Source organism: Micromonospora sp. HK10, from assembly GCF_000982955.1.
Taxonomy (GTDB): Bacteria; Actinomycetota; Actinomycetes; order Mycobacteriales; family Micromonosporaceae; genus Micromonospora.
In genome coordinates this window covers 1-22,682 of the sequence record NZ_KQ058674.1, presented here as the reverse complement: position 1 = coordinate 22,682, position 22,682 = coordinate 1, and the positions used below count along the sequence as shown (strand labels likewise).

Genomic DNA, 22,682 nt, shown 5'->3' with positions numbered 1-22,682 from the left:
CCCTCGGGCGCAAACAGACCCCGCCACTCGGTGCCGTCGAGCCCGACCTACCGTCGACCGGACCGTGGCTCGGGGGTCGGGATGGGCGCCGGCTTCTCCGGCCGGCTCGGCTGAGGCACCTGCACGCTGGTTCACCCCCGCCACTGCGCCGGGGGCGACTCGGCACCCGCCCTCGTTGGCGTCCCGCCCTCGGCTACCCCGGATACGACTCGGCCGCGTGGTCCATACGGAATCCACGCGGCCGGGGTCGAGGCGGGCGACTACTCCGTCGGCGGCTCCTCCTGGCCCACGCCGATGATGCCCACGATCCGCTCCAGGTCGTCGACCGTCGCGAACTCAATGGTGATCTTGCCCTTGCTCCGGCCGATGTCGACCTTCACACGGGTGTCGAACCGGTCGGAGAGGCGGTCAGCCAGATCGGAGAGCGCCGGCGCGTGGGGCTTCGGTCGGCGCTTGGCCGCCGGTGCCTTCGCCGGGCCGTCGGCCAGCGCCAGCGCCACCAGTTCCTCGGTGGCGCGTACGGAGATGCCCTCGGCGACGATCCGCTTGGCGAGCTGCTCCTGGGCCTCGGTGTCGTCGAGGCTGAGCAGCGCCCGCGCATGGCCGGCGGAGAGCACTCCGGCAGCGACCCGTCGCTGCACCTGGGCCGGCAGGTTCATTAGCCGGATGGTGTTCGAGATCTGCGGCCGACTCCGCCCGATCCGGCGGGCCAGTTCCTCGTGGGTGGCCCCGAACTCCTCCAGCAGTTGCTGGTACGCGGCCGCCTCTTCCAGCGGGTTGAGGTTGGCCCGGTGGATGTTCTCCAGGAGGGCGTCCCGGAGCATCGCGTCGTCCTTGGTGTCCCGGACGATCGCCGGGATGCTGTCGCGGCCGACCGCTTGGGCGGCGCGCCAGCGCCGCTCACCCATGACGAGTTCGTACTTCTCGCTGTCGAGTTGGCGCACCACGATCGGCTGGAGGAAGCCGACCTCCTGGATGGAGGTCTTCAGCTCCTCCAGGGCCTCCTCGTCGAAGACCTGCCGCGGCTGCTTCGGGTTGGGCACGATCGAGTCGACCGGGATCTCAGCGAAGCGTGCGCCGGGCACCGGGCTCAGCTGTGGCTCTGGCTCAGGCTCGGCGGCCGGGGTGGGCGGGCCGACGATGGCGGCGGTCGCACCCGTGGCCGGGGGGACGGGAACCGGCGACGCCGCACCGCTCTCGGGCTCGGCGCTCGCCGCACCGGGCGCGGGCCCGGTGGGGATGAGGGCACCCAGCCCTCGGCCCAGTCCGCCGCGAGGACGGTTCTTCATGCGACGCCTCCCAGCGACTTCTCCGCACTACGCATTCCGGCTCACCGGCTCCTTGACGCCCCGCTCGGCAATCTCCTGGGCGGCCTCGAAGTAACTCGTCGCCCCCCGCGAACCGGGATCGTAGGTCATCACCGATTGGCCGTAGCTCGGTGCCTCGGAGACCCGTACGTTCCGGGGGATCACCGCCTGGAGCACCTTGTCGCCGAAGTGGTTCCGGACGTCCTGCTCCACGGCGTCGGCCAGTCGGGTACGCCGGTCGTACATGGTCAGCAGGATGGTGGAGACCTCGAGCTTCGGGTTCAGGTGCTGACGGACCAGGTTGATGTTGTTGATCAGCTGGTTGAGGCCCTCCAGCGCGTAGTACTCGCACTGGATCGGGATCAGCACCTCCTGCGCGGCGACCAACGCGTTGACGGTCAGCAGGCCGAGCGAGGGCGGGCAGTCGATGAAGACGTAGTCGAAGTGGCCCGGGTACGCGGCGATGGCACGGGCCAGCCGGGACTCCCGGGCGACCACGGACACCAGCTCGATTTCGGCACCGGCCAGGTCGATGGTGGCCGGCACGCACCACAGGTTCGGGATGCCCTCGACCGCCTGGGCCACCTCCTCCAGCGGCACGCTGTCGATCAGGCAGTCGTAGACGTCCGGTACGCCGGTGTGGTGCGGGACGTTGAGACCGGTGGAGGCGTTGCCCTGCGGGTCGAGGTCGACCACGAGTACCCGGTTGCCGTGCAGGGCGAGCGCCACCGCGAGGTTCACCGTGGTCGTGGTCTTGCCCACGCCGCCCTTCTGGTTGGCGACGCACATCACCCGGGTCCGCGCGGGACGAGGCATGGTCACCTCGCCACTGGGATTCAGGATCTGCACGGCACGCATCGCCTCCATAGCCAAGGGTGGGTCATCCTCTTCGCGCGTCGGGGTTTCACGTGAAACGTACGTGCTGGGGGCAGCCTCGGTCTCGTAGCCGGCGGCCGGTGGCGTGTCGGTCGGAATCACGACACCCGGCACCGCGTCCGCAGCGGCCTGCGGGGCCGGCTGGTGCGGCACACCCGACACGGACGGCTGCGGTTCGTAGCGAGCCGGCACGGCCGCGTTGCCCCGCACCGGACCGGGACGCGCGCTGGGCGCGTTCGCCGGACCGTCGGTCGGGTCGTGCGGCTCGCGGCTCAGCGGCACGTTCGCCGGCACGGACGAGATCGGCCGGCCGGGCACGTCCCGGCGGCGCACCGCCGGCTCCCCTTCCGCTCCCGGGAGGACCGGGCCGCGAGGGTCGCCCGCCGGCCAGCCTGGGTGGTCGGTTTCACGTGAAACGGGATCGTCGGCAGAGGGTCGTCCTCCTGAACCGGTCACCCGTGGATCGTCGTACCTGCCGTCGTCATGCACCTGCATCCCTGCCCGCTCCGGATGGTCGGTCCGCACCCCGTCAATCAGGCCCTCGCGCTCGACGCGCTCTGCACGGCCCGGCGGGAACGGTCGGGTTCGGGTGCCGTCCCGGCACCGCCGCTCCACACTATCGACGCGCGGTCAGCCTACGGCGGACGGGCGCGGCCGGTCCACGTCGGGTTTGCTCGATCACCTGTCCCGAGGCCGAATCCGGCCACCGAAACGACACCGAGACACTGTGCGGGGTCAGCGATCCCCGTCCCGGCCGCCGCGTCGACGGCCACCACGCGAGCGCTTCGGCCCCTTCTTCCGGGCCGGACCGACGACCCGCTCCCGGACCACCTCGACCACGGTCGCCGGCGGGTCGATCACACCGACCCCGCACCGGTGCAGCTCGGGTTCGCCACCACCGAGCCGAGTCACGGCGGCGCCGTGCTCGGTGATCTCCTCGGCGGCTGAGGCGCCCTTGAGCGCGATGAGCCGGCCGCCGGGCACCGCGAGCGGCAGGCACCACGCGGCGAGCCGGTCCAGCGCGGCGACCGCGCGTGCGGTCACCACGTCGGCACTCAGCGGTGCCCGGTCGCGGCTGCCGGCCGCGGCTTCCTCGGCGCGCCCCCGGAAGACCCGGACCGTGCGGGCCAGGCCGAGCCGCTCGACCGTTTCGATGAGGAACCCGGTCCGCCGGGCAAGCGGCTCGACGAGCGTCACGGTGAGGTCGGGCCGGGCGATCGCCAGCACGAGGCCCGGCAGTCCAGCGCCGGAGCCGACGTCGATGACGCTCGCCCCGTCCGGGATCCGCTCGGCCAGCGCGGCGCAGTTGAGCAGGTGCCGCTCCCAGATCCGCGGCGTCTCGCGGGGGCCGATCAGGCCGCGCAGCACACCGTCCGTCGCCAGCAGTTCGGCGTACGCGGCGGCCAGGTCGAGCCGGTCGCCGAAGAGGGTACGGGCCGCCTGGGCCAGCTCGGGCGGCAACGTCACCACGGCCGGCGGCGCCACGGCCGGGCGCGGAGCCTCGACGTCCGGCTCGGACCTTTCGGCAGGACCGGCAGGCTCGGACCTTCCGGCGGGACCGGCAGGCTCAGACGGCTCGGCATGACCGACAGGCTTAGGCCTCTCGGCACGACCGGCCGGAACGGCAGGCCCCGACGGCTCGGCATGCCCGGCAGGCTCAAGCCTGTCGGCACGACCGGCCGGAACGGCAGGCTCAGACCCTTGGGCCCCGCTCACAGACCCAAACGCGTCGGCCCGCCCGGCACGCCTGCCCGGCTCGCCTCGGCGGTCACCGTCCACAGCAGACGGACGCGCAGACCGACGTGGGGTGGCACCGGCCTGCGCCAGCTCCGCGGCCTCATCGGGTGCGGGCGCCGGCTCCGCGGCGGGAGCGAAAGCTGCGGCGCGAGCGGTGGCCGCAGCGGGAGCGGAGGACGCGTCGGGCGCGGAGGACGCGTCGGGCGCGGCGAACAGCGACGCCACATCGCCCACCGGGGCCAGGGTGCCCGCCGGGTCCGACGGTCCGGTGGCTCCGGTACCCACCCCGGGACCGGGTCGGCCGGAAAAGGCCGGTGGCACGTCCGCGGGTGCCTCCCCACCTCCGGGGTACCTCTCGATCTCGGGCTGGGCCGGCGCCGAGAAGGCCGGGTCGGCTGGCGCCGGCGCGGCACCGGGGCGCACCGGGTCGGCGGCTGTGCCGGTGTCGCGGTCGGAGAAGACCGGATCGGTGGCCGGATCGGGGTGCACAGGCGACGGCCCGGGCGGCGTGCCGCCCGGGCCGGACCCGGCACCCGCCGGCGTCTCGTCGTGGGTCACCCCGTCAGTCCGCCACCGGCCGGACGACGATCCGGCGGCTCGGCTCGACGCCCTCGGACTCGCTCTCCACCCCACTCATCGCGTTGACCACGTCGTGTACGCACTTGCGCTCGAAGGCGGACATCGGCTCCAGCCGCACCGGCTCGCCGTACTCCTTGACCTTCTCCACGGCGTTGCGGGCCACGGCGGCGAGTTCCTTGCGCCGGGCGGCCCGGTAGCCGCCGACATCGAGCAGCAGGCGGCTCGGCGAGCCGGTCTGCCGGAAAACGGCCAGCCGGGCCAGCTCCTGGAGCGCCTCCAGGGTGGCGCCCCGCTGGCCGACCAGGTTCTGCAGCCGGCCACCGACCACCTCGACGACCGGGCGACCACCGGAGACCAGTTCGTCGATGTCGCCGTCGTAGTCGAGGATGTCGAGCAGCCCTTCGACGTAGTCAGCGGCGATCTCGCTCTGCCGAAACAGCTCGCTCTCGGCCGGTGCCTTCTTCTCCCGGGCGCCCTCGGTCTCGGTCTCCTCAGCCTCGTCGGCCTCGTCGGCGACGGCGGCCGGCACGGTCTCCTCGTCCAGGGACTGGTCGGCGCTGGGGATGCTGGTGTCGGTCACGGTCTCATCTCCGTACTCGCTCGGCCGGACCGTCGGGTCCGCTGGTCTCCCGGGGCCGGCGGGAGGTTCGCCGATGCCCTCGGGCACGTCTGTACGGGCCAGTTTCGCCCGTGACCGCGCTCCGCGCGGCGGTTCCGGCCCGGCGCCGGCCGTACGGCGGCAGCTCGGGGGCCGGAACGGGCCGCCACCGGTGGTACCGGCGGCGGCCCGGCGGGGTCAGCCCTGCCTCTTGGCGGGCCGACCGCCCTTCTTCGGGTTGAGCGGCTTGGCGCCGGGCTTCGGGGCCGCCACCTTCGGGGCGGCGGCCGGGGCCTTGGCGGCCGGCTGCGCGGTCTTGCGGCCGAGCAGGCCACCGGTCTTGGCCGGCTGGGCGGCGGCCTTCCCGGCGGTGGTGGTCTTGCCGGCGTTCTTGGGCGGCACCAGCGGCGGGAACTTCCGCAGCACCCACTGCTGCTGGCCGAGGGTGAAGAGGTTGTTGGTGACCCAGTAGATGATCACACCGATCGGGAAGATCGAGCCGGAGACCAGCAGCGAGACCGGGATGCCGTAGAGCATCAGCCGCTGGACCATGCGCTGCTGCGGGTCCTCGGCCCAGCCGGTCTTCAGGATCATCTGGCGGCTGGTCAGGTAGGTGGTGGCGATCATGATCAGCACCAGGATGCCCGCGACGATCTTGACGGTGCCGCTGTTCGCGCCCAGCTTGGCCAGGTCGTCGGCGGTGGAGCCGAACCGGCCGGAGATCGGCGCGGTGAAGAGCTTCGCGCTGGAGGCGCTGTTGAACTGCTCGACGGTCCAGCCGTACAGGGTCTTGCCCTGGTTGTCGGGGTTGAGCCGCTTGAGCGTGTGGAACAGGCCCAGGAAGACCGGAATCTGGAGGAACATCGGAAGGCAGCCCATCAGCGGGTTGGCCTTTTCCTTCCGGTAGAGCTCCATCATCTCCTTCTGGAGCGTCTCCCGGTCGCCCTTGTGCTTCTCCTGAAGCTCCTTGACCTTGGGCTGGAGCGCCTGCATCGCCCGCTGCGACTTGATCTGCTTGACGAAGACCGGGAACAGGATCACCCGGACCGTGACCACCAGGAAGATGATGGACAGGATCCACGCCCAGTTCGTACCGAGCACGGCCCCGACCGGAACTCCGATGGCGTCCCAGGCCGAGTGCCAGGTCAGCAGGATCCACGAGATCGCGTAGTAGATCCAGTCGAGACTAAACACTCAGGCTCCAGTCACGTCGACGCGGCGGCGGCCGCCCGGCTCCGGCACCGGGTCGTGTCCACCTGGGTGGAAAGGGTGGCAGCGCGACAGCCGCCGGACCGTCAGCCAGGCTCCCCGCAGCGCACCGTGCCGGGTCACCGCCTCCACGGCGTAGGCACTGCACGACGGGTAGAACCGGCAGCGGGCCGGCAGTGCCGGACTTATCCACCGACGGTACGCGATGATGGGCGCCAGCAGCATCCGGGCACCGGTTGTCGGCCGCGCCGCGGCAGTGGGGCGGGTCACCGGGACCGCCGACCCCGGGCGGTCCGCGCGGCCGCGATCGCGGCGTCCAGGTCGGTCCCGAGTCGGGTGTACGACGCCTCGGCGGCCGGCGGCAGGGCCCGCACCACGAGGGTGCTCCCGACGGGCAGCTCGGCGAGGCGCTCGCGGACCAGGTGCCGCAGTCGCCGGCGGACCTTGTTCCGGACCACGGCGTTGCCGACCGCCTTGGACACGACGAAGCCGGCGCGGCTCGGTGCGGAGGTCTCCGCACCGCTGTTCCGCGCCGGCTCCGGCGAGGTTGTCGCGGTGACTCCGGTCTGGGCGGGGAGGGTCAGGTGGACCACGACGGCGCCACGGCCGACGCGTCGGCCACCCCGGACCGCTGCGGCGAAGTCACTACTGCGCCGCAGTCGCTGCGCGGCGGTCAGCACGACTGCCCACGTCCCCGGACCGGACCGGTCGGCCCTCAGGCCGACAGGCGGGTGCGGCCCTTGGCGCGACGGGTCGCGATGATGGCGCGGCCGGCACGGGTGCGCATGCGCAGCCGGAAGCCGTGGGTCTTCGCGCGCCGGCGGTTGTTCGGCTGGTAGGTGCGCTTGCTCACGTCAGGCTCTCCGTTGTCGTCGGCCCCGCGCGGGGGATCGCCCGGGGTCGTGTGGTGGTCCAGGCCACCTCGGCGGTGGCCTCCGATCGGTGCTGCCCGGCGGCGCCGGTCCTGATGGATGCGGGACGCCGACCGCGGACAGCAAGCACCCGTCACCCTAGCAGAGGGCGAGAGAGCAGCCGCTCCAGCCTACGCAGGGGGGCAATGACCGTCAAACATCACAGCCGAGGGCGTTCCCCGCCCCGGAACACGACCGAAGGGGCGGTTTTCACTGATGTTGACAAGGCTGCCCCGGTGTCGACGGTTGATGGCGCGGGGTCCGCGCTGTTAGCGTGCCCGATTGCGGTCAGCGTCGGGGGTCCGTGTCGCCGGCCGGCAAGACCGGACATGGTGGTGAATCGTTCGGCACGGTGAACCCGCTTCAACGCCTCCGGGGCATGGGGGGGCAGGTCCGACCCGCGTCCGGTGGGCGGCCACAATCGGTCGGTACACACAGGCTGTGGATAACTTGTGGATGACGACCGGTCAGCCGTCCGGGCGGGCGTGAGCAGAGGCGAGGGGGGTGGCACGACGGTGACCGGAGCGACCGACCTTGCCGCGGTGTGGACGGCGACGACCGACGAACTCGCCGACGAGATCATCTCCGCGCAGCAGCGGGCGTACCTCCGGCTCACCCGGTTACGGGCCATCGTCGAGGACACCGCGCTGCTCTCGGTGCCGGACGCCTTCACCCGGGACGTGATCGAGTCCCGCCTCCGCCCGGCCATCACGGAGGCGCTGAGCCGGCGGCTCGGCCGGCCCATCCAGGTGGCCGTCACCGTACGGGTCGCCGAGGACGGCCGCCCGGCCGGCACCGTCTACCGCAGCGGGCCCGAGCCGGCCGAGCTGGACGCCCCCCAGGACCTGCTCGCGGGCTTCGACCAGCCCGGCCCGCCGTCGGAGCCGCCCGGCTTCCCCGAGTTCGGCTTCCCGGCCCGGACCGACAGCGCCGGCTATCCCGAGCCGCGCGCCGAGCAGCCGGCCGAGGAGTCCGCCCCCCGGCAGCGTGCGCCCGAGGCGAACCGACCGCCGCTCATCCCGGCCAGCCGGGACGGCCAGGAGACCCTGTTCAGCGCCGCCTTCGGCGACCCGATGCGGGGTGCCCCCGAGCGCCGCGGCTTCGAGGACCGCGCCGTGGACACGCCGGCAGCGGACGGCCGGGGCTTCGAGCCGCGGTACCGGGAGAACCCGGCGGCCGCGCCGCCGCTGCGCGGCCTGCCCGGCAGCGGGGCCACCGACTCGGGCCCGGGGCGCGGTGGTACGGATCACCGCCCCGGCGGCTCGGCCGACCGGCGGCTGCCCGGCGGGGCGGAGAGCGGCGGCAACCGGCTCAACCCGAAGTACATGTTCGAGACGTTCGTCATCGGCTCCTCGAACCGCTTCGCGCACGCCGCGAGCGTCGCGGTGGCCGAGTCGCCGGCCAAGGCGTACAACCCGCTGTTCATCTACGGCAGCTCCGGGCTGGGCAAGACCCACCTGCTGCACGCCATCGGGCACTACGCCACGACGCTGGGCAACGCCCGCTCGGTCCGGTACGTCTCGACCGAGGAGTTCACCAACGACTTCATCAACTCGCTGCGGGACGACAAGACCAGCGCCTTCCAGCGCCGGTACCGGGACGTGGACATCCTCCTGATCGACGACATCCAGTTCCTGGAGAACCGGGAGCGGACCCAGGAGGAGTTCTTCCACACCTTCAACACCCTGCACAACGCCAACAAGCAGATCGTGATCACCTCCGACCGGTCGCCCAAGCAGCTGGCGACGCTGGAGGACCGGCTGCGGACCCGGTTCGAGTGGGGCCTGCTCGCCGACATCCAGCCGCCGGACCTGGAGACCCGGATCGCGATCCTGCAGAAGAAGGCCGCCCAGGAGCGGCTCTTCGCCCCGCCGGACGTGCTGGAGTTCATCGCCTCCCGGGTGTCGAACTCGATCCGGGAACTGGAGGGGGCGCTGATCCGGGTCACCGCGTTCGCCAGCCTCACCCGCTCGTCGGTGGAGCTGTCGCTCGCCGAGGAGGTGCTGCGGGACTTCATCCCCGACGGCGCCGGCCCGGAGATCACCGCCGACCAGATCATGGTCTCCACCGCCGACTACTTCGGGGTGAGCCTGGAGGATCTGCGCGGGCACTCCCGCTCCCGGGTGCTGGTCAACGCGCGCCAGGTGGCCATGTACCTGTGCCGGGAGCTGACCGACCTGTCGCTGCCCCGGATCGGTCAGGCCTTCGGCGGCCGGGACCACACCACGGTCATGCACGCGGACCGGAAGATCCGTCAGCAGATGGCCGAGCGCCGGTCGCTCTACAACCAGATCGCCGAGCTGACCAACCGGATCAAGCAGACCACCTGATCCCGCCTGTGGGGGCCGCCGGCCACCGCGCCACCGCCGTCATCGTGACCGCCACGGCCGACGACATGACCGCCACGGCGCTCGACGTGATCGACACGGGTTGCGGGCGTGATCGACACGGGATGCGGCAAAACGGGGCCTCTCCGCAGTGGGAAGCCACGATTTGCCGCAACCCGCGGCCGAGGTCGCGCATCCAACCCGCGAAACCATCTCGCGAACCCGTGCACGTCTGGCCGCCACGCGAGCCCCTGCGCGTCCGGCTGCCACGCGAACCCTGCGCGTCGGGCCGCCGCCGGAGGACTCCCGCCGGGCCGGTGGACGGCCGCGACTTGACCCTCGACCCGGTTCAGGGCCCACCATCGGCGTCGTGTTCGTCCACAGCATCGCCCGGTTGTCCACATCCCCTGTGTCACAGGCGGTGGAAAACCACGCTCCGTCCCGAGCTGGTTACCCACAGACTGTGGACAAACCCTGGGGACGGTGCTGTGGACGCCTGGGGACAACGGGTCGGTTGTCCACCGACAACGGTCGCCCTGTGGGCTTCCTGTTGAAGGTTCTGGGGATGACGTCGGTCCGCTCGCTCGGCGTCGTCCACAACGCTGGGGAGAAACCCGGTGGATTAGCGGTGGACAACCGGTGGACAACGGTGGACAACCTGGGGGCAGCGCCCGCCTGTGGACCGCGACACGGGTTCTACCCCTGGTTCTCCACAGTCAAACCACCGGTGGATAACCTGTCTGACCTGCGCGGACGCCGGTTCTCCACAGTTTGCACAGGTGCGATGAAGACGATGAGTTATCTCTTCTAAACAACAAAAACCAATCATCACCGTTGGACTTCCTGTGGATCGGGCCGGGCACTGCCGCCGGCAGTCGCCCGGGGCACCTGGATCCACGGGGTCGGGCGCACAGCCGATGCCCGCGCGCCCTAAGGTGCGATGGGTACCCGCACGGTCGGGCGGGGCGGGTGGCAGCGGTCGGCATGAGAGAGTTGTCGCTGACGTCGACGCGGAGGCATTGATGAAGTTCCGAGTGGAGCGCGACGCGCTCGCCGAGGCGGTCGCCTGGACCGCCAAGAGCCTGCCCAACCGACCCTCCGTACCGGTGCTGGCCGGAGTGATGCTCCGGGTCACCGACGGCAACCTCCAGGTGTCCGGCTTCGACTACGAGGTCTCCAGCCAGGTCACCGTCGAGGTGCAGGGCGACGCCGACGGCGCCGCTCTCGTCTCCGGCCGCCTGCTCGCCGAGATCACCAAGGCGCTCCCGGCCAAGCCGGTGGACATCGCGGCCGTCGGGGCCCATCTGGAGCTGGTCTGCGGCAGCGCCCGATTCACCCTGCCGACCATGCCGGTCGAGGACTACCCGACCCTGCCGGAGATGCCGGAGAGCGCCGGCACGGTCGACGCCGCCGGCTTCGCCGCCGCGGTGGCCCAGGTGGCCGTCGCCGCCGGCCGGGACGAGACGCTGCCGATGATGACCGGCGTCCGGATCGAGCTTTCCGGCAGCACCCTGGCGATGCTCGCCACCGACCGCTACCGGCTCGCTCTGCGCGAGATGGAGTGGAACCCGGACGATCCCGAGATCAGCATCAACGCCCTGGTGCCCGCCCGCACGCTGCACGACACCGCCAAGGCCCTCGGGCCGCTCGGCGGCCAGGTGACCATGGCCCTCTCCCAGGGCGGCGCCGGCGAAGGCATGATCGGCTTCTCCGGTGGCACCCGCCGCACCACCAGCCGACTGCTGGACGGCGCCAACTACCCGCCGGTGCGCTCGCTCTTCCCGGCCAACCACAACGCGGAGGCCCGGGTGCCGGTGGCCACGCTCATCGAGGTGGTCAAGCGGGTCGCCCTGGTCGCCGAGCGGACCACCCCGGTGCTGCTCAGCTTCAGCGCGGACGGGCTGGTCGTCGAGGCCGGTGGCACCGAGGAGGCCCGGGCCAGCGAGGCGATGGAGGCCACCTTCACCGGCGACCCGCTCACCATCGGCTTCAACCCGCAGTACCTGATCGACGGCCTGACCAATCTGGGCGCCCAGCACGCCCTGCTGCGCTTCGTCGACGCCTTCAAGCCCGCGGTGATTTCCCCCGCCGGCGAGGATGGCGAGGTCATCCCCGGGTACCGGTACCTCATCATGCCGATCCGCGTGTCCCGCTGATCGCACGCAGCACCACCCAGACGTACGGAGGTAGGAGCAGATGCAGCTCGGCCTGGTAGGGCTCGGCCGGATGGGCGGCAACATGCGCGAGCGGTTGCGCGCCGCCGGTTACGAGGTGGTCGGTTACGACCGCAACGCGGAGCTGAGTGACGTCGCGAGCCTCGCGGAGCTGGCCGAGAAGCTCGAGTCGCCACGGGCGATCTGGGTGATGGTGCCGGCCGGGGTCACGGACGCCACCATCGACGAGCTCGCCGGCGTCCTCGGCGCGGGCGACATCATCATCGACGGCGGCAACTCCCGGTTCAGCGACGACGCCCCGCGCGCGGAGCGCCTCAACGACCAGGGCATCGGCTACATCGACGTCGGCGTCTCCGGCGGCGTCTGGGGCAAGCAGAACGGCTACGCCCTGATGGTCGGCGGCGCCCAGGAGCACGTCGAGCGGCTCATGCCGATCTTCGAGGCGCTCAAGCCGGCCGGCGAGTTCGGTTTCGTGCACGCCGGCCCGGTCGGCGCCGGCCACTACGCCAAGATGGTGCACAACGGCATCGAGTACGGCCTGATGCACGCCTACGCCGAGGGCTACGAGCTGCTGGCCGCCTCCGAGCTGGTGACCAACGTGCCGGGCGTGTTCAAGTCGTGGCGCGAGGGGACCGTGGTCCGGTCCTGGCTGCTCGACCTGCTGGACCGCGCCCTGGACGAGGATCCGGAGCTGGCCGAGCTGAGCGGCTACACCGAGGACACCGGCGAGGGGCGCTGGACCGTCGACGAGGCGGTCCGGCTGGCCGTGCCGCTGAACGTCATCACCGCCTCGCTGTTCGCCCGGTTCGCCTCCCGGCAGGACGACTCGCCCGCCATGAAGGCCGTGGCCGCGCTGCGCCAGCAGTTCGGTGGCCACGCCGTCCACAAGCGCTGACCGGTATCCACAGCCTGTGTACGTCCGCCGGCTCGAACTGGTCGACTTCCGCTCGTACGAGCGGGTCGGCGTCGACCTGGAGCCGGGCCCGAACGTGCTGATCGGCGCCAACGGCGTCGGCAAGACCAACCTGGTCGAGGCGCTGGGCTACGTGGCGACCCTGGACTCGCACCGGGTCGCCACGGACGCCCCGCTGGTCCGGCTGGGCGCGGCCGCCGCGGTGATCCGCTGCGCGGTGGTGCACGAGGGGCGAGAGCTGCTGATCGAGCTGGAGATCGTGCCCGGCAAGGCCAACCGGGCCCGGCTGGGACGCTCGCCGGCCCGGCGCGCCCGGGACGTGCTCGGTGCGCTGCGGCTGGTGCTCTTCGCCCCGGAGGACCTGGAACTGGTCCGCGGCGACCCGGCGGAGCGTCGCCGCTACCTGGACGACCTGCTGGTCACCCGCCAGCCCCGGTACGCCGGCGTGCGGGCCGATTACGAGCGGGTGGTCAAGCAGCGCAACGCGCTGCTGCGCACGGCGTACCTGGCCCGCAAGACCGGCGGCTCGCGGGGCGGGGACCTGTCCACCCTCGCGGTCTGGGACACCCACCTCGCGCAGCACGGGGCGGAGCTGCTCGCCGGCCGGCTGGAGCTGGTCGCCGCGCTCACCCCGCACGTGGCTAAGGCGTACGACGCGGTGGCGGCGGGGCGCGGGGCGGCGGGGATCGCGTACCGGCCGTCGGTGCCGCTGGCCGAGCCGACCACGGACCGGGCGGTGCTGACCGAGGCGTTGGCGTCCGCGCTGGCCGGGCAGCGCGCGGCGGAGATCGAACGCGGCACCACCCTGGTCGGCCCGCACCGCGACGACCTCGCCCTCACCCTCGGCCCGCTGCCCGCCAAGGGGTACGCCAGCCACGGCGAGTCCTGGTCGTACGCGCTCGCGCTGCGGCTGGCCGGGTACGACCTGCTGCGCGCCGACGGCATCGAGCCGGTGTTGGTGCTGGATGATGTCTTCGCCGAGCTGGACGCCGGGCGCCGGGAGCGGCTGGCCGGGCTGGTCGGCGGGGCCAGCCAGTTGCTGGTGACCTGCGCGGTGGACGACGACGTGCCGACCGCGCTGCGCGGGGCCCGGTACGCGGTGGGCGAAGGGACGGTACGCCGTGTCGGATGAGGTGCGGCTCCCGCCGGCCCGGCTGGGGCCGGGACGCGGTGCGCGTACCCCCGAGGGGTCTGCGGCGACGGACGGCGAGGGCCCCACGGGGCGTCGCGGCGCTGCCGCGTCGGGACCGAGGGGCGACGGCGCGACGACCGGTCGGCGCGGTGCCGCCACGGCCGGAACGGGCGGCGGGGCCGCGACGGCAGCAACGGGCGGCGGGGCCGCGACGGCAGCAACGGGCGGCGGGGCCGCGGGGGCCGGAACGGGCGGCAGGGCTGCGGCGGCCGGAACGGGCGGCAGGGCTGCGGGCCAGGGCCGGCCGGTGGCGGTCGACGGCGGACCGGACGGCGCGGGCGCAGCGCCGGGATCCGGCGACCTACCGGACGGGGCGGCCGGGCCGGAGCTGGCCCGGGCGGTGCTGGACGCGGCGAAGGCCCGCCGGCAGGCGGCGGCGGGCACCCGGCGGCGCAGCGCGGTGCGGGGCGACGGCGAGAAGCGGCTGCGCGGCTACTCCGGCCCGGGGCCGGACCCGCGCGATCCGCAGCCGCTCGGTGCGGTGCTGGACAAGCTGGTCAAGGCGCGGGGCTGGCAGCAGCCGGCGGCCGAGGCGACCGTCTTCGGGGCCTGGGAGCGGGTGGTCGGGCCGGAGGTGGCGCAGCACAGCCGCCCGGTGAAGCTGGAGGACGGCGAGCTGACCGTGGAGGCCCGCTCGACCGCGTGGGCGACCCAGCTGCGGCTGCTGGCCGGCTCGCTGCTGCAGCAGATCGGCCGCGAGGTCGGCCACAACGTGGTGCGCAAGCTGCACATTCACGGCCCGGCGGCGCCGTCCTGGTCGCGTGGGCCGCGCCGGGTCCGGGGCCGCGGCCCACGCGACACCTACGGCTGACCGTCACCGCTCGGCGCGCCGGGCGGCCTCCGGGCCGCTCGCGGCCGGTCTGTCAGACGTCGGCGTAGACGGCGAAGCCCCGGTCGGCGCAGCGCCGGTAGAAGGCGGCCAGCACGCTCAGCTCGGCGCAGGTGAAGTTCCACTGCGGCGGCTCGCCGTTCTCGTCGCGCAGCCGGTCCAGCCGGGTGTCCAGCCAGCGCAACTGCTGCTCGGCCAGCCGGCCGTCGCCGAGCAGTGAGCGCAGCACCTCGCTCACCGACTCGAAGGTCACCGACTCGTCGATCGCCCGGTGGCGGGCGATGAACTTCTCCACGCCGTCGGCGATCCAGGAGCACCCGTCCGGGTCGATCACCGGATCCTCGTCCTCGGCCGCGTTCTCCGTGGCGTAGAGCACATTTTCCAGGCCGAGGATCAGGTCGACCAGCTCGGTGTACGCGGTGGCGCGTACCGTGCCGGTCTTGGCGATCAGCTCGGCGAGCGCCGCCGTGGGCGCGGAGATTCGTGGCATGTCCACGATCTCGCCGAAGTCCACGAACTCGGCCGGCGCGACCGGGTCGTAGAAGCGGCCGGTCCGCGGCCAGTGCACCGCGACGTTGTCCAGCCCCATCTCGCGTCACCTCTCACCAAGCGCGTTCACCACCGATCGGGTCGATCGTCCCGGTTCGGTCCGTGAAAGATCAAGGCCGCAGCGGCGGCGCCGCAAAGGTACGGCACGGCCGGTCCCGCCGCGACCCCCGGTCGGTCGACTGCCGGTGCCGATCCGTCGGGCCGGTCTGACGCCCCGCCCCGACCGGAAGCCCTCCGTGGCGTGTAGGGGGAGTCGCGGATAGCGCGGTTCGGCCGGCTACGGAGTTCTCAGCCGCCCCGCAGGGGTGCCGAGTGGCGGTTTGGTCGGCTGCGCACAGTAAGATTGGAGGCGAGACGAAAGACCCGACACGGAGCGACGGACACGGGCCCGCAGGGCCCTTGATCATTGTCCCGGATCGGGTCGAGCCGATCGCGATCCGCGGGCAACCGCGGCGACCGGCGCAGCGATCCGCGACCTGGGCGTCCGGGGACCGGTTTGTGCGCCGACGTCGCGTCCTGTCCGCCGAACCCGCGCCCCGCGCCCTGGCGCGGCCGGTGCGAGAAAGTGGCCGAGGGTGGCAGCGGAGGACAACAAGAAGTACGGCGCGGAGTCGATCACCGTCCTCGAGGGGTTGGAAGCGGTCCGGAAGCGGCCCGGTATGTACATCGGGTCCACCGGTGAGCGCGGCCTGCACCACCTCGTGTGGGAGGTCGTCGACAACGCGGTGGACGAGGCGCTGGCCGGCTACTGCGACACCATCGACGTGGTGCTGCTGGCCGACGGCGGCGTCCGGGTCACCGACAACGGCCGTGGCTTCCCGGTCGACCTGCACCCCAAGCTGAAGAAGCCCGGTGTCGAGGTCGCGCTGACCGTGCTGCACGCGGGCGGCAAGTTCGACGGCAAGGCGTACGCGGTCTCCGGCGGCCTGCACGGCGTCGGCGTGTCCGTGGTGAACGCGCTCTCCACCAGGATGGCCGTGGAGATCCACAAGGACGGCAACGTCTGGCGACAGGAGTACCACAACTCCAAGCCGACCCCACTGGAGAAGGGTGAGCCGACCGACCGTACCGGCTCGGCGGTCTCCTTCTGGCCCGACCCGGACGTCTTCGAGACGGTCGACTTCGACTTCCAGACCATCTACCGCCGGCTCCAGGAGATGGCCTTCCTCACCCGCGGCCTCACCATCCACCTGCTCGACGAGCGCGTCGCCGAGACCGAGGAGGGCAAGCCGCGTGAGGTGACCTTCCACTACGAGGGCGGCATCGCCGACTTCGTCCGGCACCTCAACGCCTCGAAGAACCCGATCCACAAGACCGTGGTGGAGTTCGGGTCGGAGGAGGAGGGCATGTCCGTCGAGATCGCCATGCAGTGGAACGAGTCGTACGGCGAGTCGGTCTACACCTTCGCCAACAACATCAACACGCACGAGGGCGGCACTCACGAGGAGGGCTTCCGCGCCGCGCTGACCAGCGTCGTCAACCGGTACGGCGCGGAGAAGAAGCTGCTCAAGGGTGACGAGCGGCTCTCTGGCGAGGACATCCGGGAAGGGCTGGCCGCGATCATCTCGGTCAAGCTGACCAACCCGCAGTTCGAGGGCCAGACCAAGACCAAGCTCGGCAACACCCCGGTGAAGAGCTTCGTGCAGCGGGTCTGCAACGAGTCGCTGGTCGACTGGTTCGACCGCAACCCGGCCGAGGCCAAGATCATCATCACCAAGGCGTCCCAGGCCGCCCGGGCCCGGATCGCCGCCCAGCAGGCACGCAAGCTGGCCCGGCGCAAGTCGCTGCTGGAGTCCGGCTCGATGCCGGGCAAGCTGGCCGACTGCCAGTCGACCGACCCGCGCGAGTCCGAGGTGTTCATCGTCGAGGGTGACTCGGCGGGCGGCTCGGCCAAGCAGGGCCGGGACCCGCGTACCCAGGCGATCCTGCCGATCCGCGGCAAGATCCTCAACGTGGAGAAGGCCCGGATCGACCGGGTGCTGAAGAACAACGAGGTCCAGGCGCTGATCACCGCGCTGGGCACCGGCATCCACGACGACTTCGACATCGAGAAGCTGCGGTACCACAAGATCGTGCTGATGGCCGACGCCGACGTCGACGGCCAGCACATCCAGACGCTGCTGCTCACCCTGCTGTTCCGGTTCATGCGGCCGCTGGTCGAGCTGGGGCACGTCTACCTGGCCGCCCCGCCGCTCTACAAGATCAAGTGGAACAAGAAGGGCGACGACGCGCAGTACGCGTACTCGGACCGGGAGCGGGACGGGCTGATCGCGCTGCGCCAGCAGAAGAAGCCCAACGCCCGGCCGGACGACATCCAGCGGTTCAAGGGTCTCGGCGAGATGAACTATCCCGAGCTGTGGGAGACCACCATGAACCCGGCCACCCGCACCCTGCGCCAGGTGACCCTCGACGACGCCGCAACCGCCGACGAGCTGTTCAGCGTCCTGATGGGTGAGGACGTCGAGGCGCGCCGCTCCTTCATCCAGCGCAACGCCAAGGACGTGCGGTTCCTGGACATCTGACGGACCACGCCGGGCCGGCCGGAGATCCACCGGGCGGCCCGGCGGTCCACAGAGTTATCCACAGCCAGGCCGGTTTCCACAGCCGTTATCCACAGCACGAACACGACTCTGAGTCTGATAAGGGTTAACAGTGACCGATACTCCCGAGTCCACCCCGAACGAGCCGGAGACCCCGGAGACACTGGCCGCGGTCGTCCAGCACGACCGGATCGAGCCGGTCGGCCTCGAGGTCGAGATGCAGCGCTCGTACCTCGACTACGCGATGAGCGTGATCGTCGGGCGGGCCCTGCCGGACGTCCGGGACGGGCTCAAGCCGGTCCACCGCAAGATCCTCTACGCCATGTTCGACTCCGGCTACCGGCCGGACCGCGGCTACGTGAAGTGCTCCCGGGTCGTCGGCGACGTGATGGGCCAGTTCCACCCGCACGGCGACTCGGCGATCTACGACGCGCTGGTCCGGATGGCACAGCCCTGGTCGCTGCGCTACCCGCTGGTCGACGGCAACGGCAACTTCGGTTCGCCCGGTAATGATCCGGCCGCGGCCATGAGGTACTGCGTCACGGCAGATGTCCGGATTCGCACCGCCGAGGGCAGCGTCCGGATCGGCGACGTCGTGCCAGACGCCGCGCCGAGCAGCGAGACCGACATCGAGCTGAAGGTCCGCGACCGCAACGGCGACCTGGTCCGCGCCAGCAAGTTCTTCCACTCCGGCGAACACCCCACGCTGCGGCTGCGCACCCGCGAGGGGTACGAGCTGACCGGCACCCACAACCACCCGGTGCTCTGCCTGGTGGACGTGGCCGGCGTGCCGACCCTGCTCTGGAAGCTGCTCGCCGAGATCGCCCCGGGTGACCGGGTGGTCCTCCAGCGCACCGTGCCGGATGAGATCGGCTACCCGATGTTGGAGCACGTCGAGGCGGCCCTGCTCGCTGGCGCGTTCGTGTCGGAGGGCTGGGTCTCCGAGGCCCGGGCGGGCTTCAACAACGTGGACCGGGACTTCTTCCTCCGCGTCCTTGCCGCCTACGACCTGGCCGTCGGCGGCCCCCGTTACGTCAGCGAGCGGGTGATCGCCTCCGATAGCACCCTGCACGAACTGGATGTGCAGGACCTGTCCGCGCTGCGCGCGAGCATCCTCGGCGAGATGGTCGGGGCGCGCAGCGCGGACAAGTTCGTGCCCGAGTTCGTCTGGCAGGGGCCGGTGGCCGTCAAGCGCGCCTTCCTCCAGGCGCTCTTCGAGGGCGACGGCTCGTCCTCGCTGCTGCCCCGCCACACCATCCAGATCTCGTACTCGACCCGCAGCGCCCGACTGGCCCGCGAGGTCCAGCAGCTCCTGCTGGAGTTCGGCGTGGTGAGCCGGCAGTGCCGGTACGACAACGGCGAGATCAAGGTCGTGGTGACCAACCGCCGGGACGCCCGGATCTTCGCGGCCCACGTCGGCTTCCTCGGCCGCAAGCAGGCCAAGCTGGAGTCCGAACTGGCCCAGGTGCCGGCGAGCAGCACGGCGCTCTCCGGCGACCACGTGCCGTTCGTCGGTGACTTCATCCGTGAGCACGGCGCCAGCCGGTGGACCGAGCGGGACTGGCTGCGCCGGCACAACGTGGACCGGATCGAGCGGTGGGAGCGGGATCGCGACGAGATCGCGGCCCGGATCACCGAGGCCGAGGTGCTCGACGTGGTCGAGCCGCTGGTTGACGGCCGCTTCTACTACGCCGAGGTGGCGGAGCTGTCCGATGCCGGCGTGCAGCCGGTCTACAGCGTCCGGGTGGACACCGAGGACCACTCGTTCGTCTCCGACGGGTTCGTGAGCCACAACACCGAGTGCAAGCTCGACCCGCTGGCCATGGAGATGCTGCGGGACATCGACGAGGACACCGTCGACCTCCAGGACAACTACGACGGCCGGGCCAAGGAGCCCACCATCCTGCCGTCCCGGATCCCCAACCTGCTGATCAACGGCTCCGAGGGCATCGCGGTCGGCATGGCCACCAAGATCCCGCCGCACAACCTGCGGGAGATCGGCGCGGCCGTGCAGTGGTGCCTGGAGAACCCGGAGGCCGACGAGGCCACCACGCTGGAAGCCCTGCTGGAGATCGTCAAGGGCCCGGACTTCCCGACCCACGGCCTGATCGTCGGCCAGGCCGGCATCCAGGACGCGTACCGGACCGGGCGGGGCTCGATCCGGATGCGCGCCGTGGTCGAGGTCGAGGAGGACAAGCGGGGCCGGCCGGCGCTGGTGGTCAGCGAGCTGCCGTACCAGGTCAACCCGGACAACCTGGCGGAGCGGATCGCCGAGCTGATCAAGGAGGGCAAGCTCGCCGGCATCGCCGACATCCGGGACGAGTCCTCCGGGCGTACCGGCATGCGGATCGTGCTGGTGCTCAAGCGCGACGCGGTCGCCAAGGTGGTGCTGAACAACCTCTACAAGCACACCCAGCTCCAGGAGACCTTCGGCGCCAACATGCTGGCGCTCGTGGACGGCGTGCCGCGCACGCTCAACCTGGCCCAGTTCATCCGCTACTACGTCGAGCACCAGATCGAGGTCATCCGCCGGCGGACCGCGTTCCGGCTGCGCAAGGCGGAGGAGCGGGCGCACATCCTGCGCGGTCTGGCCAAGGCGCTGGACGCGCTCGACGAGGTCATCGCCCTGATCCGGCGCTCGCCCACGGTGGAGGACGCCCGGCAGGGCCTGATCCGGCTGCTGGAGATCGACGAGATCCAGGCGACCGCGATCCTGGACATGCAGCTGCGCCGGCTGGCCGCCCTGGAACGCCAGCGGATCCTGGACGACCTGGCCAAGCTCGAGCTGGAGATCGCCGACCTCAAGGACATCCTGGCCAAGCCGGAGCGGCAGCGGAAGATCGTCTCCGACGAGCTGGGCGAGATCGTCGCCAAGTGGGGCGACGAGCGGCGCACCAAGATCATCCCGTTCGACGGTGAGGTCTCCATGGAGGACCTCATCGCCCGCGAGGACGTGGTGGTCACCATCACCCGCACCGGCTACGCCAAGCGCACCAAGGTCGACCTGTACCGCTCGCAGCGGCGGGGCGGCAAGGGAGTCAGCGGGGCGACGCTGCGGCAGGACGACATTGTCAGCCACTTCTTCGTATGCTCCACCCACGACTGGATCCTGTTCTTCACCAACAAGGGCAGGGTCTATCGGGCCAAGGCGTACGAGCTTCCGGAGGCCAGTAGGGTGGCCAAGGGCCAGCACGTGGCCAACCTGCTCGCCTTCCAAGCAGACGAGCAGATCGCGCAGATCATCGAGATTCCGAACTACCAGGTGGCGCCCTACCTGGTACTCGCCACGAAGAACGGCCTGGTGAAGAAGACGCGGCTCGAGGAGTTCGACTCCAACCGTTCCGGCGGCATCATCGCGATCAACCTGCGCGATGAGGACGAGCTGGTCGGTGCTGCCCTGGTGGGCCCGGAGGACGACCTGCTCCTGGTGTCGAAGAACGCCCAGGCCATCCGCTTCGGGGCCACGGACGAGACGCTGCGGCCGATGGGCCGGGCCACCTCCGGCGTGATCGGCATGCGGTTCAGTGAGGAAGACGTCCTGCTCGCCATGGAGGTCATCCACCGTGAGGGCATGGAAGAGAAGGACGTGCTGGTAGCGACGAACGGGGGATACGCGAAACGTACCCCGATCGAGGAATACCCGGTCCAGGGCCGGGGAGGTAAGGGCGTGCTGACTGCGAAGATCACCGAGCGACGCGGTGGTCTGGTCGGTGCGGTGGTGATCAGTCCGGACGACGAGCTGTTTGCTATCACCAGCAACGGCGGCGTCATCCGGACTCCGGTGAAGCCTGTACGCCGTACGCGTGACCGGAACACAATGGGGGTCAAGCTGATGGACCTCCCGGACGGCGTGACTATCGTGGCGATTGCTCGCAATGCCGACGAGCCTGACGAACAGGACTAGTTGATGACGGAGACACAGGCGAAGTCGGGGAACAAGGGGACCTCGGCCAACCCGGTCGACGAGGAGGCCGCGCAGGGCGGTACACCAGCGACCGGCCGCGCGGCCGTGGGCCGGGCGACGGTCCCCGCCGACGCGCCTGCCCCGAAGTTCACCCGGGCCCCCGGCATGGCTCCGCCACCGGAGAAGCCCGCCGGGGACTCGGCCGCCGGCGACCCGACCGAGCAGGCCACGGCCGACGCCCCGGCGTCCGCCGACGGCACGGCGGCCGCCCCCGCGGTCACCGCCACCAAGCCCGTCACCGCCACCCAACCGATCAAGCCCACGGGTACGGCGAAGCCGTCGACCGGCACCACCGGCACCCAGCCGCGCGTCGGCGCCGGCCTCGGCACCGCCCCGAAGCCCTCACCGGACGGCGCCCGCCCCGGTGCCCCCGGCCGCCCCGCCAACGGGGGCGGCCTGCCGCCGGGCATCAGCGGCGCGGCCGCCGTCGGTGCCGCCCGCGTCGGTGAGGCGGTACGCGCCGCGCGTACCTCGGTCAGCTCGGCCGCGTCGCGTGGACCGCGCCGGGCCCGGCTGAACCTCAAGCGGATCGACCCGTGGTCGGTGATGAAGTTCGCGTTCGCGGTCTCGGTGGTGCTCTTCATCGTGGTGGTCGTCGCCACCTCGGTGCTCTACCTGGCCCTGGACGCGATGGGCGTGTTCAAGAGCGTCAACGACAGCCTCACCGACCTGGTGAACGCCGGCGGGCAGTCCGGTAGTGGCGGCTTCCGGATCACCGCCAAGGGCGTGATCCTCAGCTCCGCGCTGATCGGGCTGGTCAACGTCGTGCTCTTCACCGCGCTGGCCACCCTCGGCGCCTTCGTCTACAACGTCTGCGCCGACCTGGTCGGCGGGATCGAGCTGACCCTCGCCGAGCGGGACTGACCGACGACCCGACGCCGGGCAGCCGCCGACTGCGGCCGCCCGGCGTCGCCGTATCCGCCGGCCGGTGGCGGGCGGTCCGGGTTGGCCTTGTCGTGGGCCTTCGTGGGCGGTCG

17 protein-coding genes are annotated in these 22,682 nt (G+C 71.6%); 8 read left to right on the top strand and 9 right to left on the bottom strand.

Features of this window, described 5'->3' with window-relative positions:
• Nucleotides 1–260 precede the first annotated feature (260 nt).
• The 8 genes from LQ51_RS02935 to rpmH form a co-directional block, all read right to left on the bottom strand.
• A complete protein-coding gene (locus LQ51_RS02935; RefSeq protein ID WP_046563068.1) occupies nucleotides 261–1,289 on the bottom strand; it encodes a ParB/RepB/Spo0J family partition protein in 1,029 nt (342 codons plus the stop codon).
• Between the two features lie 27 nt (nucleotides 1,290–1,316).
• Nucleotides 1,317–2,672 (bottom strand): AAA family ATPase, encoded by a 1,356-nt coding sequence (locus tag LQ51_RS34330; RefSeq protein WP_082159242.1) that lies wholly within the window; start codon nucleotides 2,670–2,672, stop codon nucleotides 1,317–1,319.
• 246 nt (nucleotides 2,673–2,918) lie between these two features.
• A complete protein-coding gene (gene rsmG, locus LQ51_RS02925; protein ID WP_231605253.1) occupies nucleotides 2,919–3,668 on the bottom strand; it encodes a 16S rRNA (guanine(527)-N(7))-methyltransferase RsmG in 750 nt (249 codons plus the stop codon).
• Between the two features lie 814 nt (nucleotides 3,669–4,482).
• Complete coding sequence (locus LQ51_RS02920) at nucleotides 4,483–5,079, bottom strand: Jag family protein (protein ID WP_046563067.1); 597 nt, start codon at nucleotides 5,077–5,079, stop codon at nucleotides 4,483–4,485.
• Nucleotides 5,080–5,295: 216 nt separating this feature from the next.
• Nucleotides 5,296–6,291, bottom strand: coding sequence for a membrane protein insertase YidC (yidC, locus tag LQ51_RS02915; RefSeq protein ID WP_046563066.1), 996 nt, complete (start codon nucleotides 6,289–6,291; stop codon nucleotides 5,296–5,298).
• On the bottom strand, nucleotides 6,292–6,531 hold the full coding sequence (yidD, locus tag LQ51_RS31670) for a membrane protein insertion efficiency factor YidD (RefSeq protein ID WP_156312959.1): 240 nt from the start codon (nucleotides 6,529–6,531) through the stop codon (nucleotides 6,292–6,294).
• Between the two features lie 41 nt (nucleotides 6,532–6,572).
• A complete protein-coding gene (gene rnpA / locus LQ51_RS02910; RefSeq protein WP_046563065.1) occupies nucleotides 6,573–6,986 on the bottom strand; it encodes a ribonuclease P protein component in 414 nt (137 codons plus the stop codon).
• Nucleotides 6,987–7,021: 35 nt separating this feature from the next.
• A complete protein-coding gene (rpmH, locus tag LQ51_RS02905; protein WP_046563087.1) occupies nucleotides 7,022–7,159 on the bottom strand; it encodes a 50S ribosomal protein L34 in 138 nt (45 codons plus the stop codon).
• Nucleotides 7,160–7,732: 573 nt separating this feature from the next.
• Between rpmH and dnaA the strand changes: the two genes are divergently transcribed.
• The 5 genes from dnaA to LQ51_RS02880 all read left to right on the top strand — a co-directional run bounded on the left by dnaA (nucleotide 7,733) and on the right by LQ51_RS02880 (nucleotide 14,634).
• The gene (gene dnaA, locus LQ51_RS02900) at nucleotides 7,733–9,547 is read left to right on the top strand and encodes a chromosomal replication initiator protein DnaA (protein WP_046563064.1); all 1,815 of its coding nucleotides are present in this window, start codon (nucleotides 7,733–7,735) and stop codon (nucleotides 9,545–9,547) included.
• Between the two features lie 1,019 nt (nucleotides 9,548–10,566).
• Nucleotides 10,567–11,700, top strand: coding sequence for a DNA polymerase III subunit beta (gene dnaN, locus LQ51_RS02895; protein WP_046563063.1), 1,134 nt, complete (start codon nucleotides 10,567–10,569; stop codon nucleotides 11,698–11,700).
• 40 nt (nucleotides 11,701–11,740) lie between these two features.
• Nucleotides 11,741–12,613 carry a phosphogluconate dehydrogenase (NAD(+)-dependent, decarboxylating) gene (gene gnd / locus LQ51_RS02890; protein ID WP_046563062.1) on the top strand — a complete coding sequence of 291 codons (873 nt, stop codon included), beginning with the start codon at nucleotides 11,741–11,743 and terminating at the stop codon, nucleotides 12,611–12,613.
• Nucleotides 12,614–12,629: 16 nt separating this feature from the next.
• The gene (recF, locus tag LQ51_RS02885) at nucleotides 12,630–13,763 is read left to right on the top strand and encodes a DNA replication/repair protein RecF (RefSeq protein ID WP_046563061.1); all 1,134 of its coding nucleotides are present in this window, start codon (nucleotides 12,630–12,632) and stop codon (nucleotides 13,761–13,763) included.
• Between the two features lie 307 nt (nucleotides 13,764–14,070).
• Entirely contained in the window at nucleotides 14,071–14,634 is a 564-nt protein-coding gene (locus LQ51_RS02880) for a DciA family protein (RefSeq protein WP_046563060.1), read from the top strand.
• A 52-nt stretch (nucleotides 14,635–14,686) separates the two neighbouring features.
• Here the strand turns inward: LQ51_RS02880 and LQ51_RS02875 are convergent, their stop codons facing one another.
• Entirely contained in the window at nucleotides 14,687–15,241 is a 555-nt protein-coding gene (locus tag LQ51_RS02875; RefSeq protein ID WP_046563059.1) for a hypothetical protein, read from the bottom strand.
• 535 nt (nucleotides 15,242–15,776) lie between these two features.
• Here LQ51_RS02875 and gyrB point away from each other — a divergent pair.
• The 3 genes from gyrB (at nucleotide 15,777) to LQ51_RS02860 (ending at nucleotide 22,569) form a co-directional block, all read left to right on the top strand.
• Nucleotides 15,777–17,723 carry a DNA topoisomerase (ATP-hydrolyzing) subunit B gene (gene gyrB / locus LQ51_RS02870; protein ID WP_046563058.1) on the top strand — a complete coding sequence of 649 codons (1,947 nt, stop codon included), beginning with the start codon at nucleotides 15,777–15,779 and terminating at the stop codon, nucleotides 17,721–17,723.
• Nucleotides 17,724–17,958: 235 nt separating this feature from the next.
• A complete protein-coding gene (gene gyrA / locus LQ51_RS02865) occupies nucleotides 17,959–21,645 on the top strand; it encodes an intein-containing DNA gyrase subunit A (RefSeq protein ID WP_369799816.1) in 3,687 nt (1,228 codons plus the stop codon).
• Between the two features lie 3 nt (nucleotides 21,646–21,648).
• The gene (locus LQ51_RS02860; protein ID WP_046563057.1) at nucleotides 21,649–22,569 is read left to right on the top strand and encodes a DUF3566 domain-containing protein; all 921 of its coding nucleotides are present in this window, start codon (nucleotides 21,649–21,651) and stop codon (nucleotides 22,567–22,569) included.
• Nucleotides 22,570–22,682: the final 113 nt, after the last annotated feature.

What these genes read in the sequence shown, in the direction of transcription:
- LQ51_RS02860 (WP_046563057.1), top strand. Translation starts at nt 21,649, where the DNA reads ATGACGGAGACACAGGCGAAGTCGGGGAACAAGGGGACCTCGGCCAAC.
- dnaN (WP_046563063.1), top strand. Translation starts at nt 10,567, where the DNA reads ATGAAGTTCCGAGTGGAGCGCGACGCGCTCGCCGAGGCGGTCGCCTGG.
- gnd (WP_046563062.1), top strand. Translation starts at nt 11,741, where the DNA reads ATGCAGCTCGGCCTGGTAGGGCTCGGCCGGATGGGCGGCAACATGCGC.
- LQ51_RS02935 (WP_046563068.1), bottom strand. Translation starts at nt 1,289, where the DNA reads ATGAAGAACCGTCCTCGCGGCGGACTGGGCCGAGGGCTGGGTGCCCTC.
- LQ51_RS02875 (WP_046563059.1), bottom strand. Translation starts at nt 15,241, where the DNA reads ATGGGGCTGGACAACGTCGCGGTGCACTGGCCGCGGACCGGCCGCTTC.
- yidD (WP_156312959.1), bottom strand. Translation starts at nt 6,531, where the DNA reads ATGCTGCTGGCGCCCATCATCGCGTACCGTCGGTGGATAAGTCCGGCA.
- gyrA (WP_369799816.1), top strand. Translation starts at nt 17,959, where the DNA reads ATGCAGCGCTCGTACCTCGACTACGCGATGAGCGTGATCGTCGGGCGG.